This is a genomic window from Stygiolobus sp. RP850M (assembly GCF_037389295.1).
GTDB lineage: Archaea > Thermoproteota > Thermoprotei_A > Sulfolobales > Sulfolobaceae > Stygiolobus.
The window spans coordinates 1-14,957 of the sequence record NZ_JBBHKU010000071.1 but is presented as its reverse complement, the minus strand read 5'-3'; the positions used below and the strand labels follow the sequence as shown (position 1 = coordinate 14,957).

The window sequence follows — 14,957 nt, the reverse complement described above, 5'->3', positions numbered from 1 at the left end:
GCCTACCCGTTAACTTTTGTTTTCTTCTCTATCTCGTCCTTGATGTCTTTAGGCATAATCATATTAACATTTTTTCTCTTAGCTTTGCCTTTTTCGTCAAAACTAAGTGCGAACTCATAAAAACCTTTTTCGTTCTCGAATTTACCGTAAATATCTACTTTGTCCTTAAATTGTTGAAAGAACTTTATTTCTAAGGTCTTTTCATCAACTTCCCCTACTATCTCTCTTAATGTTTTAAGAGTGAGCTTGCGTAAGGTAGTATCATCCATTAATCATCCCTCAAAAGCTCTTTCAACAAGATAAATATTCCATTCATATCATGTTCTCTAGCTTCATATATATTATTAACCCCCTCTAAAGCTCTGGTAGTTGATGGACCTATACTAACTACTGTAGTACACTCTCTCAGAGAGTCCTTAACTAATGTGGCTATTAGAGAACTAGTAATTATTACATAGTTAAAAGTACAATCAGATAGAAGTTGTTTGGTCTTCCTTAAGTTCTCCTCATTTATTAAAAGGTCGTAATCAACTATTTGGGTTATCTGTGGGTACTTTTCCTTGTCCCTCTTATACCCGACACTACTTCTTACTAAGATTGTTTTATCTCTTGAATTTCTTAACATCTTCTGGACCATCGAGTCAACGGTGAAAGTTTCAGGAACTATCACTTGCTTAACGTTAAATATATCTTTTAACGCATTTGCCGTAGAGGGTCCTACTGCATAAACTTCATTAACTTTTTCGAAAACCTCGGCGTAATTAAAACATTTAACCGCGTTTACACTTGTAAATCCTATCGTTTTCGGCATAAAAGGCAGCGTGTGGGGTATACAAATCGGTTTTAATACCGGTATATTAACTATCTCTACCTCGGGATCTTGGGGTACTTCACTGCCCTCAGGTCTTAATAACAATACCTTCATCCTTAATCTCCTTTAACAGTCGTTTACCTAGCTCCTCTCCTACCTCTTCTGGTTTTCCTCGGAAAATACCCTCAACTGTAATTTTCTTTCTTCCGTCAATGAACGTCATTATTCCTCGGTATTCACCCTCATCTAATTCCTCAAACAATACACCTAAAGGGGAATGACATCCTCCTCCAATAATATTTAGAGCCGTTCTCTCGGCTATTGCTTCGTGGTAGGTCTTTTCGTCATTTAATTTTCTGAAAAGGTCTTTTAAGGGGGAGTTAGACTTTCCCACGATGGCTATTATTCCTTGGTTAGCTTCAGGAGTTAGGAGTGTAGGATCGAATTTAGAATAGTTTATTCCTTGATATTGATGGTCATAAGTAGCGAGCCTCGTTATTGAGGCTTCAGCTACAATTATTGCATCGTATTCACCCTGAAATAACTTTCTTAATCTGGTGTCGATGTTCCCTCTAAGGTCTCTCACCAACAGATCCTTACGATAAAATACTATCGAATTTCTCCTTCTCATACTGCTCGTTCCTATAACTTTACCGCTTTCCAACTCAAAGAGACCTCTGTATGACAGTGAAATTAAAACGTCAAAGGGCGGGTCTCTCTTTAGGACTGCATAGAGCTCTAAACCGGGCGGAGTCTCGCTTAACATATCTTTCATGCTGTGGACTGCAATATCAGCCTCCCCGTTGATGACAGCCTGATTCACTTCTTTCTCGAAAACCCCTTTTCCAAGCTGTGATAAGGGCGAAGCTTGAAATAGGTCAGCCTTTGTTTTAACCTCGACGAATGAGGTCTCTATTCCTAATTTATTTAATTTCTCTTCCACCATTCTTACTTGTATTCTGCTGAGCTTACTCCCTCTTGCAGCTATTCTTATTTTTTTCATAGTTCATTTATCACCTTTCTTGTTACTTCTATTGTGGTATTGACTACTGAGGGGTTGTGGGCACCAGAAGAGAATATTACTTCAAATTGACTAGGTGGAATGAAGACTCCTCCTTCTAACATTCTCTGATGCATCTTAAAATATGTGTTCTTGTCAGCTTGTTTTGCTTCGGTAGCATTAGTTACTTTCTTCACGCCAAAGAAAACTTGGAACATGCTTTCAATTCTGTTAAGGGTAAAGGTAAAGCCCTTCCTCTCTAGAAGTGTAGAGAGTTCTTCACTGAAAGCTTTAGTGGCCTCTCTAGCAGTATCATAAACTTTCTCCCTTTCTAATACTTCTATTGTCGCTAAACCGGCTGTCATGCTCAATGGGTTTGCGTTAAACGTCCCTGCGTTAAAAACCTTACCTGAAGGCGTTAGCAAATCAATTATTTCAGCTCTTCCAGCTACAGCTCCGATAGGTAGACCTCCTCCTATAATTTTTCCTAAAGTTGTCAAATCTGGGTTTATGCCGAAATAACCTTGAGCTCCGCTAAGTCCCAATCTGAACCCCGTAATGACCTCGTCGAATATTAAAAGCGAGTTATAAGACTTGGTCAGTTCCCTCAACCCCTTTAAAAAGTCCTTCTCCGGTAAGATCAACCCCATATTACCCATTACCGGCTCTACTATTACCCCTGCTACGTCTTCTTTTTTCAGCGTTTTTTCAACGCAGGAAAGGTCATTGTACTCGCATATCTCGACTGTATTTCTTATCGACAAAGGTATTCCGTTAGAAGTAGAGACGTTGAATTCAGTAGCTGCACTACCTGCCTCTACAAGACCGTAATCATGAGCGCCATGATAATTGCCGTTAAATTTGAGTATTTTCTCTTTTCCAGTATATCCTCTTGATAACCTCAATGCTAACATCGTAGCCTCAGTTCCACTGTTAACGAACCGAACCTTCTGTGCAGAAGGTAAATGACTGATTATCTTTTCCGCAAGCTTTATCTCAACCGGACTAGGAGTACCGTAGAGCCAGCCTTTCTGAACTTGTTCTATAATCTTCTTTTCGACATAGGGGTGACGATGCCCTAAAAATAGTGGACCATATCCTAAAACGTAATCTATTAGCCTTTTTCCATCTACTGTATATAAGAAAGCTCCTTCACTCCTATCTACGTAAAACGGATAAGGCTTAACTGCAGCTCTTACTGGGCTGTTAACTCCCCCGGCAAAAAGCTTTAGGGCTTCCTTCCATAAGTTCTCGCTCAAAACGGAACACCCTCCTTGATCCATTCTGCAATCTTCGGAGCATAATACGTCAGTATTATATCAGCTCCAGCTCTCCTGATCGCTGTAGTTATTTCTAATACAGCTGTTTTTTCGTCGATCCACCCATTTAGCGCGGCGGCTTTTATCATGCTGTATTCACCGCTGACGTGATAAGCAGCTAAGGGGTATTCAGGGAAGTTTTCCTTCACGATTCTTATTACATCGAGATATGTATGTGCCGGCTTTACCATCAATATGTCCGCTCCTTCCTCTACATCTAGATGAGCTTCCTTAATTGCCTCGTATGAGTTCCTAGGATCCATTTGATATCCTCTTCTATCTCCGAAAGCGGGTTTAGAGTAAGCAGCATCTCTAAAAGGTGAATAGAAAGTCGAGGCATATTTTACACTGTAAGACATTATACTAACGTCTTTGAACCCGTTTTCGTCAAGCGTCCTCCTTATAGCTCCTACTACTCCATCCATCATTGATGACGGAGCTATTATATCCGCCCCAGCTTCGGCTTGACTTAAGGCGATTTTAGCATGAACCTCCAAGCTTTCATCGTTATCAACCAACACTTTACTGTTTTTATTAACTACTATCCCGCAGTGACCATGACTGGTGTACTCGTCAGTACATTCATCAGCTATTAAGAGAATCTTATCTCCAAAAGTTTGTCTAAGAAGTCTTAAGCTCCTTTGAATTATCCCGTCCTTAGCATATGCTGAAGAGGCAAAGTCGTCTTTATATGAAGGAATACCAAACAGTATAAAGCTCTTTATTCCGAGACTGAAGGACTGCTCTACAAATTTGATTAGGTGATCGTTAGGCGGGTACCTGAATACGTCGGGCATACTGTCAATTTTTTCTGGCTCGTTTATGTTCTCCTTCACAAAAATAGGTAAGACTAGTTGGGAAACGTTAAGAGTTGTTTGGGCTACCAGCTCTCTTATCACTTTATTAGTTCTTAGTCTTCTCGGTCTTAGAGTCGGAAACGTTACCATTTCCTAAAACCTCTATTAGATAATTAAGGTAATCCATCCTATTAGGAGTTTTTCTAATATCCTCTAAAACCGGCGAGAGCACTTTCTTTAGCAAAGATGAACTCATCTTATCAAGTATCTCTGATATTTCATCCATTTCTGGGTGCTCCTTCTTAGCTAATACGTTCATTGCCTCCTTGATCTCTTCTCTCCTTATCTCCTCTATCTTACTCATAAATATTGAAATCAGTCTGTTGAGGTTATACGTCTCAATCTCTCTGTTGAACTTATCCAATTCCGCCTCAATTATCTTCTTAGCCTTTTCTATCTCTCCCATTTTCCTCTCCATTATTTGGGCTGAAAGAGACTTGAGGGTTTCTAAGGTCACTACATTATCACCTTCAACGATAGCTGGCAGTGATAAGTCAACTACGAGTTTTGGTCCGTTTAGCTTGACCTTCTGTGGGTAGTAGATAGCCACGAATACGACGTCAAATTTACTTACCTCGTCAAAGTTAAGTTCCATAGCTTTATATCCAAATTTTCTTGCAACGTCATAGGCTCTGCTCAGAGTTCTGTTAAATATCGTTACATCCGTTATACCGGAATCCCTAAGCATATGGGCTAGTTTACTTCCTATTTCCCCAGCTCCTACAATTGCAACCTTTAAGTTTTTGATATGTTTAAATTGTCTTATTACATAATCAACTGCGAGCGAATAGACACCGGTCTTACCTTTCGATATATTAGTCTCACTTCTAACCCTCCTACCGATCTTTACTGCTGAAGTAAATAATAGATCTAAAGCGTCGTCTATTAGCTTTAATTTTTTGCATTTCTCAGAAGTTTCTTTTATTTGTCCAAGAATTTCATATTCTCCAACTGCGAGTGAATCTATCCCTGAGGCGACCTCAAAGAGGTGCTTTGCCACCGCTCTACCTTGTAGGATTGTAGCATCTTTGGTTATCTTCTCCCTATGGAAAGAGTCCAGTCTTTCTAGAAAGTTTTTAAGATCTTCTGAGTTGTGTAAATAGAGATAAGCCTCGACTCTATTGCACGTTTGGAGGACACAAATCTCAATGTCGTCTGAAGATTTTAACGCCTTAAGTTCCTCGTCTCTAATATAGTGCTCGTATAATTTATCGAGACCTACCGTTTTATAAGTATATATTAGTGCGTAATAATTGTCTAATTTAATCTGTCTTATAGCCATTGATTATCTCCTCCGCCCTCTTAATTGAGTGTTCTATGTCGTTTTTACTCACATAATCCCTAAACTTAGGATCATTGAAAATTAAGGAGTACAACGAGAATCTTCTTCTTGGGTCTTCTACTTCCGACTTCATCTTATCCTTAACTAGCCCCATGACTTCTACCAGCTTTTTCACTTCGTCGTTGAGAACTCTTTCCTTAATCAGCTGTAGGATAAACTTTGAGGAAAGACTAGACTTACCGAAAGTAGTAACGGCTACGCCTATCGAGTCCTCAATAGAGTAAATGGGTACTATGAAATTTGATTCCTCAGGGTTGGTCGGATCGTTACATAGTTTTCCCAAGATTTTAGCAACTTTACATATCGAAGAATTAAGAGTCCTATCTGAGGTAGCCGTTACTATTATGTGGTATCGTGAAAGGAAGTTATCGTCGATTAGTGATTTTGCATCACCCTTAATTAATTTGATTTTCTTCTCTTCGTAAGCTCTTTGAAGATCTGTCGAAAAATCTAAACTCACTACCGTAACGTCACTCATTAGCTCCGCGAATTTTAAAGCCCTTTTAGTCCCTACCGTGCCCCCACCTATCACTAGAACTTTTAACCCCCTAAGATCTAGAAAAATAGGTAGATAAGTGTAATTTCGCGCGTTCACTATTGTTAATGTAAATTCGCTTAATTTAAATTCTACTCTGTTTATTTAAATCAAATTATATTCAGATTTTGTTTTTATAATTAACTGTTAGGAGATTTTAATGAGAGAACATCTAGAACTAAATTTTAAAATTAGATGTCTCTTTTTCGCCACCTAAAAAGAATAAGCGAGTGTATGAAAAAGAGACAAAAAGCACGTTAACAACACTTTGTTTCAAACAAGTTAACTTTAAAAATGACATCCTTTTCATTATATCAATACATCATTCACCACCCCTCCGAACTTTTTCACCCCCCACTTTTATTCCCTTTAAAGATTTTTTGTTAACAGTCTAATTGTAGATCCTACACTTTCTACTTTATTTACTTTACTCTCACTAGTAGTGAAATATATTTAATAAAAGGGTAACAAGGCTTGGCATGTTTCAAATATTGTTTTATTATAAACGTTAGGTATTTAGATACTTTTTAACGGAAAATCCTAGTTATACTAAAGTATTACGGTTTTACGATAAATGATAAATAAAAATTTTCATATTTCTATGCAGTTCTATTATCTAGTGAATATGTTTAATTATAACCAACTTAGAAATTTTATATATGAATTGTATTACACTGGTTAACGTTTATAAGAGATTTGGTTCAATAGAAGCCCTTCGAGATCTCTCATTTTCTATTCCTTGCGGCGGTAGATATGCCCTTCTGGGTCCTAATGGTGCAGGTAAGTCCACTACCATGAAAATTTTAGCTGGAATGTTAAAGCCTGATCAAGGTGACGTTTTCATTAAAGGTCTGAAGCCGGGGGATAAACAAGTGAAGAGGATTATGGGATATCTGCCAGAAGACCCGATGCCATATAGAATACTCACAGTAAGGGAGAATTTAGAGTATATAGCTGCGCTGAGAGGTATACCTAACCCTAAAGAGAAGGCTAGGGAGATGATGGAGAAATTAGATTTGGTTCAATATGAAAATATACAAGCCGGTAAGCTCTCAAGGGGTAATCAGCAGAAACTCGCAATAGCGTTAGTACTTCTTCATAATCCTGAAATAGTCTTATTGGATGAGCCCCTTAACTATCTAGATATACCTACTCAGGAAAAAGTAATAGGTATGTTAAGGCAAATGAACGCTACGTTTTTAGTTTCTACTCATATTATGTCAATAGCTACCAGGTTAACTGATCACGTTATTGTGATATCTAGAGGCTCTGTAATATGGAGTGGCTCAATAGTAGATTTGAAGTCTATGGGAAGAGAGGACGAACCGATAGAAAGTGTAGTGGCAAGGTTGATGAGCAGTGTGGGGTAAACTCATAAAATTTGTTATTTTTTCCCGGATTCCTAAAAGATCTTTCATCCTCAACGTTTTTATCTCAGCAATTTTAGTAGTAATGAACTTACTAAGCTATGATTTCGAGCCATCTCAAGTAATAACAGAGTTTTCGTTATTCTCGATATTTTATTCCTCGATCCTAGTAGCCACCTCAATATTTAACACTAGGTTCGGCATGGTATCTAAATCCGACAGTGATTTCCTAGCAATGCTTCCCATTGACGATAGAATGCTAGTCACTTCAGTTATTATTGGTTCCATAGTATCTAATTTGGCTCTCTCAATCCTTTTTGTATCGTTGTTCGTACTATCTATAGGCTTATATGGTATCTTTATTCCATTTCTTCTGAGTTTGATCTCAGCTTCACTTCCCGCCATAACTTATTCACTCAGTATAAAGAGGAAAGTGCTCGTAGCTTTAGGAATTGCTGGTTGGTTCTTGTTAGCAGGTGTGGGATTTCCTTTTAGTCCTATGTCCATGTTCGTCGGATATGATACGATAGGGTTTTCGTTACTAATAACATTGTCCTTAAGTTCATTCTTTCTAGCCATCAAGAGATTTTCTTTCACTAATTATTCTAATATCATTATAACGTCTGAAAAAGGTGAGGTTAAGGAACAGATAAACTTCACTAAAGTAAGGTATCCTCTCTTGGTTATGTTAGTTAAAAACTTAAACGTATTGGAAGTAGGTGGGCGAGCTAATTTCATGGGTACTACAACATACGTCACTAAGAGAGTCAAGTTATGGCAAATTTTGTTAATTACCTCATTAATGGGTGCTATGATATATTTTGCTTATACTCTAAAAATTGGATTCTTCTCTCTTAACTTTTACGTCATTATCATAACGTGGTTCTTAACTGTCTTATTATCAAGTTCTGCACTAATTAGCGAACCGATATGGTTAGACATGAACGTTATGACTCCCTTGGAGTTCTTCAGGAACTATCTCATAAGTAAGGCTATAGCCCTAGCCGTAGTCCTTTTACCAATAGGTCTTTTTGAAGTATTGAGTAGTCAAGTTGTGCTCGGCTTAACCGTTATGGTAGATTTACCTTTAGGTTCGATTTTCGTTATGTCCCTAAACTCGAGGTTCTACCGTGCGTCATTCCAAAATATTCAGATAACAACTGCGGGCAGGTCCTTGGTTTCATTCTTATCTATTATTATCCCTTTAGACGTCCTAGAGGTTATAGCGTTCTTACCCTACCTTTCCGTACTTATTATTGGCACAGTCGTTCTATTAGTTCTCGACCTTCCGTTCTTTTTATCGAGTTCATACTGGCAGAGTACCGTAGAGAAAATAATGACTTCAGTAACTTAGTTTTATAATTTCTCTTAGGTCTACAAATATCTCTTTACTCTAAGTAGAGAATTTGCTAATACTTAAAATTAGTAAAATTATTAGCGTTAAGCTAATATTCATCTAATTTCGTAAAAGCTTAAAGGGGTAAGAGCTGATTATATCGCGTATTGATAGTTGGTAATTTACTGATAATATTTCCAATACTGGTTTTATCTGCAGAACTCATTGCTAGAGGTGCAGAGAATCTTGAAGAATTCATGGGACAAGGTATGGCCGGCGGAATAATAATGGGTCTACTTACAGCACTACCCGAAACTATTTTTGTAATTATTGCTTCCTTAAGGGGTGAACCCTATATAGCTTTAGGCTCTGCGATAGGCGGAAATGTCATGCTATTTACATTTGGAGTAGGCTTACTCGGGATTTACAATTTCTTGAGGTGGAAGAAAAATCTCGTAATCGCTGAGGACTATTCGGTGGAGCATAGATTTCTGATCGCTTCAACCATGTTACTGCTAATTGTTTTGATATACGGTTCTCTGGACATTTATACGTCAATCCCCCTCCTCAGTTTGTACGGATACTACACTTATTATAGAGTGAAGAAATTCGTAAAAGAGGACAGAGAGGAAGCAGAGACGGAGGAAATAATAAAGGCTGCTCTGTACTTAGTTATGGGTGCATTTCTGCTCATCCTTTTTTCAGGACCTTTCATTGGTGATGTGGCTGAACTTTCTAGCTATTTCCATATACCCTCAATCTGGTTAGCATTAATATTGACCCCGTTAGCAGGTGAATTAGAAGAAACGATAACCGCAATACGACTTACGACCACCTCTGAACGCGGAGGGTCTTTAGCGATATTTGACTTCGTAGGTAGCAAGATACAGAACGCCACCGTGCTCTTAGCGATAGTAGGCTTGTTTAACCACGTTAGACTTCAACCTGGGATGAGTGAAATAGTTGCGACATTGATAGCTAATACTTTTGCGATCTTCATACTTATGGACAAGAACTTAGGGTTAAAGGAGTCAATAATGCTCTTGTTTGTATATTTCTTAGTAGCGTATTTTACACTAGTCTTTTAAATCTGGCTTTTCTTACTCACTTATGCTAAGAGGTTCAATAACGACCGTGCTGGCTTCAAATGAGGAGTTGATAAAACAGACTGCAGAAAAGCTGGGCAAAAAAACGGAGAACAACATTTACTACAAAAAGATAGGCGAGCTTATTAGGTCAGTTTTAACTCCTACTAAGCTACTAGACCAAGCTGAAGCTCTCTCAATATCGTCGTCCTTTTATCTGGTCATGAATCAACTTACCGCGATAGAGGGCGAACTCGCGTTATTAGCTGAAGCTTCGGGGTTAAAAGGAGTTGTTATTCCGCCTCCTGATAAAGAGACCTTCAGCAAGGTCTTTAAAGAGCTCTCAATTAGTAACATGATCTCAGAGTTCGTGGAACTAGACGAGCCGGTGAGCGATCTTGGTTACGTATATATCGATAGGGCTTTCAATGTAAAAGGTGTAGGAGTAGTAGTTCTGGGTTTTGCACTGACTGAAGTAAAGGCTCACGATAAGCTCGTTGCATTACCGATGAAAAAAGAAGTGGAAGTAAAAAGCATACAAGTACTTGACGAAGACCAACAAGCTGTTCAACCTGGGACTAGGATAGGTTTTGCATTACGTAATGTGAAGCTCGAAGAAATAGAAGGTGTAACTGCTCTAATTAAACCCGGCATTAACCTTACTAACGTAATCAGGGATGTAAATAAGTTCAAATGGGCTTCAGAAGCTAGTAACGTTCACGTAGTTGCTGGCGGTTTTAAAGTATTGGGAAGTATCAATGGAAATGAAATAAAACTAAACGGAGAGATTCCAACAACCATCAAGAGGGCAATAATTTTGAATATGAACGCTAAACCCAAGACCCCAAGAGTCTACGGGTGTGCACTGATGTAAAGGCTCACCACTAGAGCCACCGCTAATAATGTTAATAATCCAGTATAAATCCACATAGGAGTTAATTTAACCTCAAACTTGTTTTCTTTTATCCGCTTCTCGTCCTGCAAATACTCGTAGAAACCGTAAAGGAGCGTAGCTATTCCCATGATTATCATTATAACACCTCCGAGAAGGGAAGATGACGTCAGAGGTTCGTGGGCTAAAACGTGTAGAAAAATTTGAAACTTGGCTATAACGAATCCGAATCCCATTAAAGCTATGGATGTTCTCACCCAAGCTAAGAATGTCCTCTTAGCGGCTAGATGATCTCTCGCACTAATTTCGACACACCTATAAGCTTATTAATTGCGGGGACTACTTAGCGTTTATGTTCAGTGAAGAAGTAGATAAAGCTTTGAAAGAAATGGGCTTCAGCGAACTTACTGAAGTCCAAAGAAAGACAATCCCGCTGATGTTGAGCGGGAAAAACGTAATAGTAAGGGCTAAAACCGGTAGCGGAAAGACAGCTGCCTTCGGAATTCCCGTTGTAGAGCTTGAGTATAAATCACTTGTGATTACCCCTACCAGGGAACTCACCAGGCAGGTTTCATCTCACATTAAATCTATCGGTAAATACAAGGGGATAAAAGTGGCTGAAATATACGGAGGTATGCCTTACAACAGACAACTTAGAGAGTTAGAAGGTGCCGACGTTGTAGTTGCTACCCCGGGAAGATTATTAGACCTATGGGGAAAAGGAGAAATAAATCTAGAGGAGTTTGAGGTAGTTGTAGTAGACGAGGCAGATTTGATGTTGGACATGGGTTTTATAGAGGACGTTGAGATGATTTTATCACATACGACCAGTAGGAAGATAACGGGACTCTTTTCAGCTACTATACCCAAAGAGATAGAAGCCTTAGCATCTAAGTTCGTGGACAACCCCGAAAGGGTTTATGTGTGTGAGGGACTAGCTAACGTTGAGCACAAATTTCTTGAAGTAGAAGATGATTGGAGGTCAAAAGTTAGGAGTTTAAGGGAGGAAGAAGACAGCGGAATTATCGTATTTATGAGGACTAGAAGCAGGGTAGCTAAATTAGTGCACTTACTAGATAACGCTGTAGAACTCAGGGGTGATTTACCTCAAAGGGTGAGAAACGAAAACATAGATGCGTTTAGAAGAGGGGAATATGATATCCTCGTAACAACGGATGTTGCGTCCAGAGGTATTGACATACCGTTAGTCCACAAGGTTGTCAACTTTGACGCTCCTCAGGACTTGAAGACGTATATACACAGAATTGGTAGGACTGGAAGAATGGGGAAAAAGGGGGTTGCGATAACTTTCTTAACTCCAAGAGACTTTTGGTTAGAAAGAGAAGTAAAGAAGTTATTAGCGAAGGAGACTAAAGTAGGAGTTTAAAAACAATAGAAAAAGCCTTTATTTTAAGTCCTTGAAAGCGTAAAGTAAAGTAAAGGAAAAAAGACGTTTCTTAAACCCGAATTCAAATTCCTGCTTCTGCCTCGTTTACTTTCTCCAGGCTTTGTCCTATAGTGTTTGGTAAAACGAATACTAGCACTATTCCCATTACGACCATCGGTACTTGGAACAGTACCCAAGTCCCAAGAGATCCTAAAGTCGGTATAAAGTCTAAGATAATTGCAGTAGAGATAGCAGCTCCTAGGTGTGCAAATCCGTCCGAAAATGCGAAGGATGTAGCTCTTGCATAAGTAGGGACATTTTCAGTACCGTTAAGGTAGTTCATTTGATTACTCCAACCTACTCCTATGAAGTTCGTTAAGAACATTGCCACAAAAGCTATAGTAGTATTGTTTTGAAGCACTAAATACACTGACAACAAAACTCCTAGTAACATACCAACAGCATAAGCTATAGTAGTCAGAATTGCCCTCCTAATTTTCTCGACTGCGAACCTAAGGGCTATTGCTCCCAGAAAAGTTCCTATACCAGCAGTTCCGAACAACACAGTGTATTCATTAATTAAGGCTTTGTCGTTACCATAAACGCTATTAACCCAAATCAGGAATTCGGTCAAGTACGGGTACTCGCCGAAGTAGAAGAAGAAAATAGATAACATGACGGAGATTATCCTTATAGCATATTTCTTGTTGAGGAACACTGTAAGAGGATTCTTCTCTTCTACTTTGTACTGCAGAGGGTTATAAGGCGGGAGTTCAGCTACTTTAGCCTTACCTTTGCTTCTTCCTCCATCTTTCTAACTAGCGCTTCAGCTTGGTCTATTTTTCCTTTCAAGGCTAGCATTCTAACTGTCTCGTCTGCGTGAGACCTTATAACGAGTACTATAAAAGCTAAAGTAGCACCTATTAGGAATATTACTCTCCAACCTATTGCTGGGTTTAGAATGTCTATTATAGATGCTAAGAAGGGACCCAGTCCTAGCCCTGCCCATCCGGCAATGTATACCAAGTTGAAGTATTGACCCCTCTTAACAGCAGGTACCATTTCTACCAGATAAGTAGGTACGAGAATTAAGTCTCCACCTATACCCATCCCAGTAATAAACCTAAAAACGAGAAACATAGGATAGTTTACTGATAGAGCGTTACCAAGACTACCAATTGCAGTTAAAAGTGCCGTAAACATTAGCATCGGTTTCCTTCCTACCTTGTCAGCCAGATATCCCAAGATTAAGGCACCTGGTATATAACCGAATAATCCCATTGACACTACGGTAGTTGCCTCGGATGTTGTTAATCCAGTATAAGGAAGTGATGTACCGGAGAATGCTACACCAATATCAATGACGTCATAAAGTGCGATGAAATAACCGAAGGCTAAAGCAAGAATAACTGAGATGGGTAAGACCATTGTAGGGAGTCTGTCTATTCTAGCTGTCAATTCCGCTACTTTTGAATATACATCGGGACTTTTTTTAGTTGGGCTTCCTTGAGGATTTGTCATTGCAAACTGAATTTCATCAGTTGTTAGTATTTAAGTTTTTTATACAAATCAAAAATAGTAAGTTCAATTTTAGTAAATAAGGTATTTATAACCAAAAAAGAAGTAGCAAGAACGGGAAAGGGCACTCCACTGATATTAAGAAAAGGCAAAGTATCACTACCTCTTAAAATGCTAAAAAATCGTTATAAGGACAATTTCTTAGGCTTAAACAGAGAGCTCCCGGTTAATTATGAGAGACACTTCTTAATTCTCTCTTCACTTATATTACCTTGTCTAAGAGCTAATTCGAATTTGATTAGATCCGATGCGGAAATTTGAAGGTATTATCAACCGTGCTTTCCAAGTCCTCTGTGATAACTCCTTTCAATTCTTCATATTTAGCGTTGGGGGTTTTAGGGGTGTCCCCCACAGACGATTATGAGATAGTCGGTTGGGTTTGGCTAACGAATTACGGTGAGTTAAAGTCGAACGGCGTGAACGTAAAACTCAGTGATGATAAGAAGTATTTCATTTATAATAATAAGAAATATTTGTCGGGCGTCTACCACCTGGTTCGAAAAAACGGTCTTGAGGGTTTAGTCAGCGAAAAATTCCTCAAGTCGATTTGAATTTTTCGCACAAATGAGTAATCTTTATCGTCTCCTTCCAACTCCACACTGGTCGTTCTATTAGAATAAGTATTTATACCCGCGTTACTTAACATTCTTAAAATGCCTAATTTCTACGTCCATTCTAAATTCTATGTAAAAGAGATTAAAGGAAAGTATTATGTTTACTCCATAGAGAAGGATGAAGGCGGTAAGCAAAGGCATCATTACATTGCTCCTTTAGAAAGGATAATTGAGATATACGTTAATATCGGGAGTGGGGTGTTCCCCCTACACAACGCCGCGGCCGGGATTTGAACCCGGGTCAGGGGCTCGACAGGCCCCCATCCTAGACCGCTAGACTACCGCGGCATGCTTCATTTCTTATCCATATTTTGTTCGTATTTAAAATTTACTTGGTAAAGGTCGAACTATCATAAGGCTTCACGTTCTTAACCGGTAAGCGAAAGGTGTCCCGTAAGTAATAAGAGGTTACGACGAAGATTCGTTTGAAACTTGACCTCCAGTAACTTCTACTCTATAGTTTAGCATTTAAGTTTTTCCAATCAACGTCTCTAGAAGATAGTTGCTGGAGGATGGAAAGGTTTTAGGGAAGAACAAGCTTTATCCTTCACCATTTCTAGCATTCTAAAGAACTCAGGACGTAAGACTATCGCAATGTATTCTGGCTGATATAAAGAGGAATTCTTTGAGAAAATTACGATACCAGGAATTACGAACTTTTACTCTTAGCTTTAAAAATTGTCATAAACGGATAGGGCCAATGTAGTATTTTTTAACGTTCTTCACAACTAACATAAAGGCAATGCAAATTCTCAAAAATTCATAATCAGACCGATTAAGGTTATTTTCATAAACTTTATTACCAAAGAAAATAAAGCTGGCTTAATGGTATCT

At 38.7% G+C, this 14,957-nt stretch carries 17 protein-coding genes, 1 tRNA gene and 1 pseudogene; 7 read left to right on the top strand and 12 right to left on the bottom strand.

Translation table 11 applies throughout. The annotated features are described in order from the left end of the window. Positions 1-2 precede the first annotated feature (2 nt). From WIW52_RS09490 to WIW52_RS09460, 7 genes are read right to left on the bottom strand one after another with little or no spacing between them, the layout of a single operon-like run. A complete protein-coding gene (locus tag WIW52_RS09490; RefSeq protein WP_337710122.1) occupies positions 3-269 on the bottom strand; it encodes a hypothetical protein in 267 nt (88 codons plus the stop codon). Further along, on the bottom strand, positions 269-925 hold the full coding sequence (locus WIW52_RS09485) for a uroporphyrinogen-III synthase (protein WP_337710121.1): 657 nt from the start codon (positions 923-925) through the stop codon (positions 269-271). Before WIW52_RS09485 ends, WIW52_RS09490 begins: the two co-directional genes overlap by 1 nt. Beyond that, entirely contained in the window at positions 900-1,814 is a 915-nt protein-coding gene (gene hemC, locus WIW52_RS09480) for a hydroxymethylbilane synthase (RefSeq protein ID WP_337710120.1), read from the bottom strand. The genes WIW52_RS09485 and hemC overlap by 26 nt, the downstream gene beginning before the upstream one ends. Next, the gene (gene hemL, locus WIW52_RS09475) at positions 1,811-3,094 is read right to left on the bottom strand and encodes a glutamate-1-semialdehyde 2,1-aminomutase (RefSeq protein WP_337710119.1); all 1,284 of its coding nucleotides are present in this window, start codon (positions 3,092-3,094) and stop codon (positions 1,811-1,813) included. The genes hemC and hemL overlap by 4 nt, the downstream gene beginning before the upstream one ends. Beyond that, positions 3,067-4,077 (bottom strand): porphobilinogen synthase, encoded by a 1,011-nt coding sequence (hemB, locus tag WIW52_RS09470; protein ID WP_337699822.1) that lies wholly within the window; start codon positions 4,075-4,077, stop codon positions 3,067-3,069. The genes hemL and hemB overlap by 28 nt, the downstream gene beginning before the upstream one ends. Beyond that, positions 4,034-5,269, bottom strand: a complete 1,236-nt coding sequence (locus WIW52_RS09465; protein WP_337710118.1) for a glutamyl-tRNA reductase — start codon at positions 5,267-5,269, stop codon at positions 4,034-4,036. The genes hemB and WIW52_RS09465 overlap by 44 nt, the downstream gene beginning before the upstream one ends. After that, on the bottom strand, positions 5,250-5,924 hold the full coding sequence (locus WIW52_RS09460; RefSeq protein WP_337710117.1) for a precorrin-2 dehydrogenase/sirohydrochlorin ferrochelatase family protein: 675 nt from the start codon (positions 5,922-5,924) through the stop codon (positions 5,250-5,252). Before WIW52_RS09460 ends, WIW52_RS09465 begins: the two co-directional genes overlap by 20 nt. 599 nt (positions 5,925-6,523) lie before the next feature. On the opposite strand from WIW52_RS09460, the gene WIW52_RS09455 reads away from it, so the two are divergent. The 4 genes from WIW52_RS09455 to WIW52_RS09440 all read left to right on the top strand — a co-directional run bounded on the left by WIW52_RS09455 (position 6,524) and on the right by WIW52_RS09440 (position 10,526). Next, positions 6,524-7,234, top strand: a complete 711-nt coding sequence (locus WIW52_RS09455) for an ABC transporter ATP-binding protein (protein ID WP_337710116.1) — start codon at positions 6,524-6,526, stop codon at positions 7,232-7,234. Between the two features lie 82 nt (positions 7,235-7,316). After that, complete coding sequence (locus WIW52_RS09450; RefSeq protein ID WP_337710115.1) at positions 7,317-8,585, top strand: hypothetical protein; 1,269 nt, start codon at positions 7,317-7,319, stop codon at positions 8,583-8,585. A 149-nt stretch (positions 8,586-8,734) separates the two neighbouring features. Beyond that, a complete protein-coding gene (locus WIW52_RS09445) occupies positions 8,735-9,655 on the top strand; it encodes a sodium:calcium antiporter (protein ID WP_337710114.1) in 921 nt (306 codons plus the stop codon). Between the two features lie 22 nt (positions 9,656-9,677). Further along, the gene (locus WIW52_RS09440; protein ID WP_337710113.1) at positions 9,678-10,526 is read left to right on the top strand and encodes a translation elongation factor; all 849 of its coding nucleotides are present in this window, start codon (positions 9,678-9,680) and stop codon (positions 10,524-10,526) included. Here WIW52_RS09440 and WIW52_RS11330 read toward each other — a convergent pair. Together WIW52_RS11330 and WIW52_RS11325 are read right to left on the bottom strand one after the other, a co-directional pair. Beyond that, positions 10,505-10,675 carry a hypothetical protein gene (locus WIW52_RS11330; RefSeq protein ID WP_443295691.1) on the bottom strand — a complete coding sequence of 57 codons (171 nt, stop codon included), beginning with the start codon at positions 10,673-10,675 and terminating at the stop codon, positions 10,505-10,507. The two genes, WIW52_RS09440 and WIW52_RS11330, sit on opposite strands and share 22 nt — an antisense overlap. 6 nt (positions 10,676-10,681) lie before the next feature. Continuing rightward, positions 10,682-10,780: pseudogene (locus WIW52_RS11325) on the bottom strand (YidH family protein); the annotation flags it as partial. A 116-nt stretch (positions 10,781-10,896) separates the two neighbouring features. Here WIW52_RS11325 and WIW52_RS09430 point away from each other — a divergent pair. Next, a complete protein-coding gene (locus WIW52_RS09430) occupies positions 10,897-11,931 on the top strand; it encodes a DEAD/DEAH box helicase (RefSeq protein WP_337710112.1) in 1,035 nt (344 codons plus the stop codon). Between the two features lie 82 nt (positions 11,932-12,013). Here WIW52_RS09430 and WIW52_RS09425 read toward each other — a convergent pair whose 3' ends face one another. Both WIW52_RS09425 and WIW52_RS09420 read right to left on the bottom strand, forming a co-directional pair. Beyond that, the gene (locus WIW52_RS09425; protein WP_337710111.1) at positions 12,014-12,607 is read right to left on the bottom strand and encodes an MFS transporter; all 594 of its coding nucleotides are present in this window, start codon (positions 12,605-12,607) and stop codon (positions 12,014-12,016) included. A gap of 101 nt (positions 12,608-12,708) precedes the next feature. After that, the gene (locus WIW52_RS09420) at positions 12,709-13,452 is read right to left on the bottom strand and encodes an MFS transporter (protein WP_337710110.1); all 744 of its coding nucleotides are present in this window, start codon (positions 13,450-13,452) and stop codon (positions 12,709-12,711) included. 314 nt (positions 13,453-13,766) lie between these two features. On the opposite strand from WIW52_RS09420, the gene WIW52_RS09415 reads away from it, so the two are divergent. After that, positions 13,767-14,060, top strand: a complete 294-nt coding sequence (locus WIW52_RS09415; protein ID WP_337710109.1) for a hypothetical protein — start codon at positions 13,767-13,769, stop codon at positions 14,058-14,060. A 102-nt stretch (positions 14,061-14,162) separates the two neighbouring features. Next, entirely contained in the window at positions 14,163-14,357 is a 195-nt protein-coding gene (locus WIW52_RS09410; RefSeq protein ID WP_337710108.1) for a putative integrase, read from the top strand. Here WIW52_RS09410 and WIW52_RS09405 read toward each other — a convergent pair. Beyond that, positions 14,339-14,411 (bottom strand) — tRNA-Asp (locus WIW52_RS09405). The two genes, WIW52_RS09410 and WIW52_RS09405, sit on opposite strands and share 19 nt — an antisense overlap. Positions 14,412-14,957 lie beyond the last annotated feature (546 nt).

What these genes read in the sequence shown, in the direction of transcription:
- WIW52_RS09455 (WP_337710116.1), top strand. Translation starts at nt 6,524, where the DNA reads ATGAATTGTATTACACTGGTTAACGTTTATAAGAGATTTGGTTCAATA.
- WIW52_RS09425 (WP_337710111.1), bottom strand. Translation starts at nt 12,607, where the DNA reads ATGTTATCTATTTTCTTCTTCTACTTCGGCGAGTACCCGTACTTGACC.
- WIW52_RS09450 (WP_337710115.1), top strand. Translation starts at nt 7,317, where the DNA reads ATGAACTTACTAAGCTATGATTTCGAGCCATCTCAAGTAATAACAGAG.
- WIW52_RS09485 (WP_337710121.1), bottom strand. Translation starts at nt 925, where the DNA reads ATGAAGGTATTGTTATTAAGACCTGAGGGCAGTGAAGTACCCCAAGAT.
- hemB (WP_337699822.1), bottom strand. Translation starts at nt 4,077, where the DNA reads ATGGTAACGTTTCCGACTCTAAGACCGAGAAGACTAAGAACTAATAAA.
- WIW52_RS09440 (WP_337710113.1), top strand. Translation starts at nt 9,678, where the DNA reads ATGCTAAGAGGTTCAATAACGACCGTGCTGGCTTCAAATGAGGAGTTG.
- WIW52_RS09420 (WP_337710110.1), bottom strand. Translation starts at nt 13,452, where the DNA reads ATGACAAATCCTCAAGGAAGCCCAACTAAAAAAAGTCCCGATGTATAT.
- hemL (WP_337710119.1), bottom strand. Translation starts at nt 3,094, where the DNA reads ATGGATCAAGGAGGGTGTTCCGTTTTGAGCGAGAACTTATGGAAGGAA.
- WIW52_RS09430 (WP_337710112.1), top strand. Translation starts at nt 10,897, where the DNA reads ATGTTCAGTGAAGAAGTAGATAAAGCTTTGAAAGAAATGGGCTTCAGC.
- WIW52_RS09465 (WP_337710118.1), bottom strand. Translation starts at nt 5,269, where the DNA reads ATGGCTATAAGACAGATTAAATTAGACAATTATTACGCACTAATATAT.
- WIW52_RS09410 (WP_337710108.1), top strand. Translation starts at nt 14,163, where the DNA reads ATGCCTAATTTCTACGTCCATTCTAAATTCTATGTAAAAGAGATTAAA.
- WIW52_RS11330 (WP_443295691.1), bottom strand. Translation starts at nt 10,675, where the DNA reads ATGGGAATAGCTACGCTCCTTTACGGTTTCTACGAGTATTTGCAGGAC.
- hemC (WP_337710120.1), bottom strand. Translation starts at nt 1,814, where the DNA reads ATGAAAAAAATAAGAATAGCTGCAAGAGGGAGTAAGCTCAGCAGAATA.
- WIW52_RS09490 (WP_337710122.1), bottom strand. Translation starts at nt 269, where the DNA reads ATGGATGATACTACCTTACGCAAGCTCACTCTTAAAACATTAAGAGAG.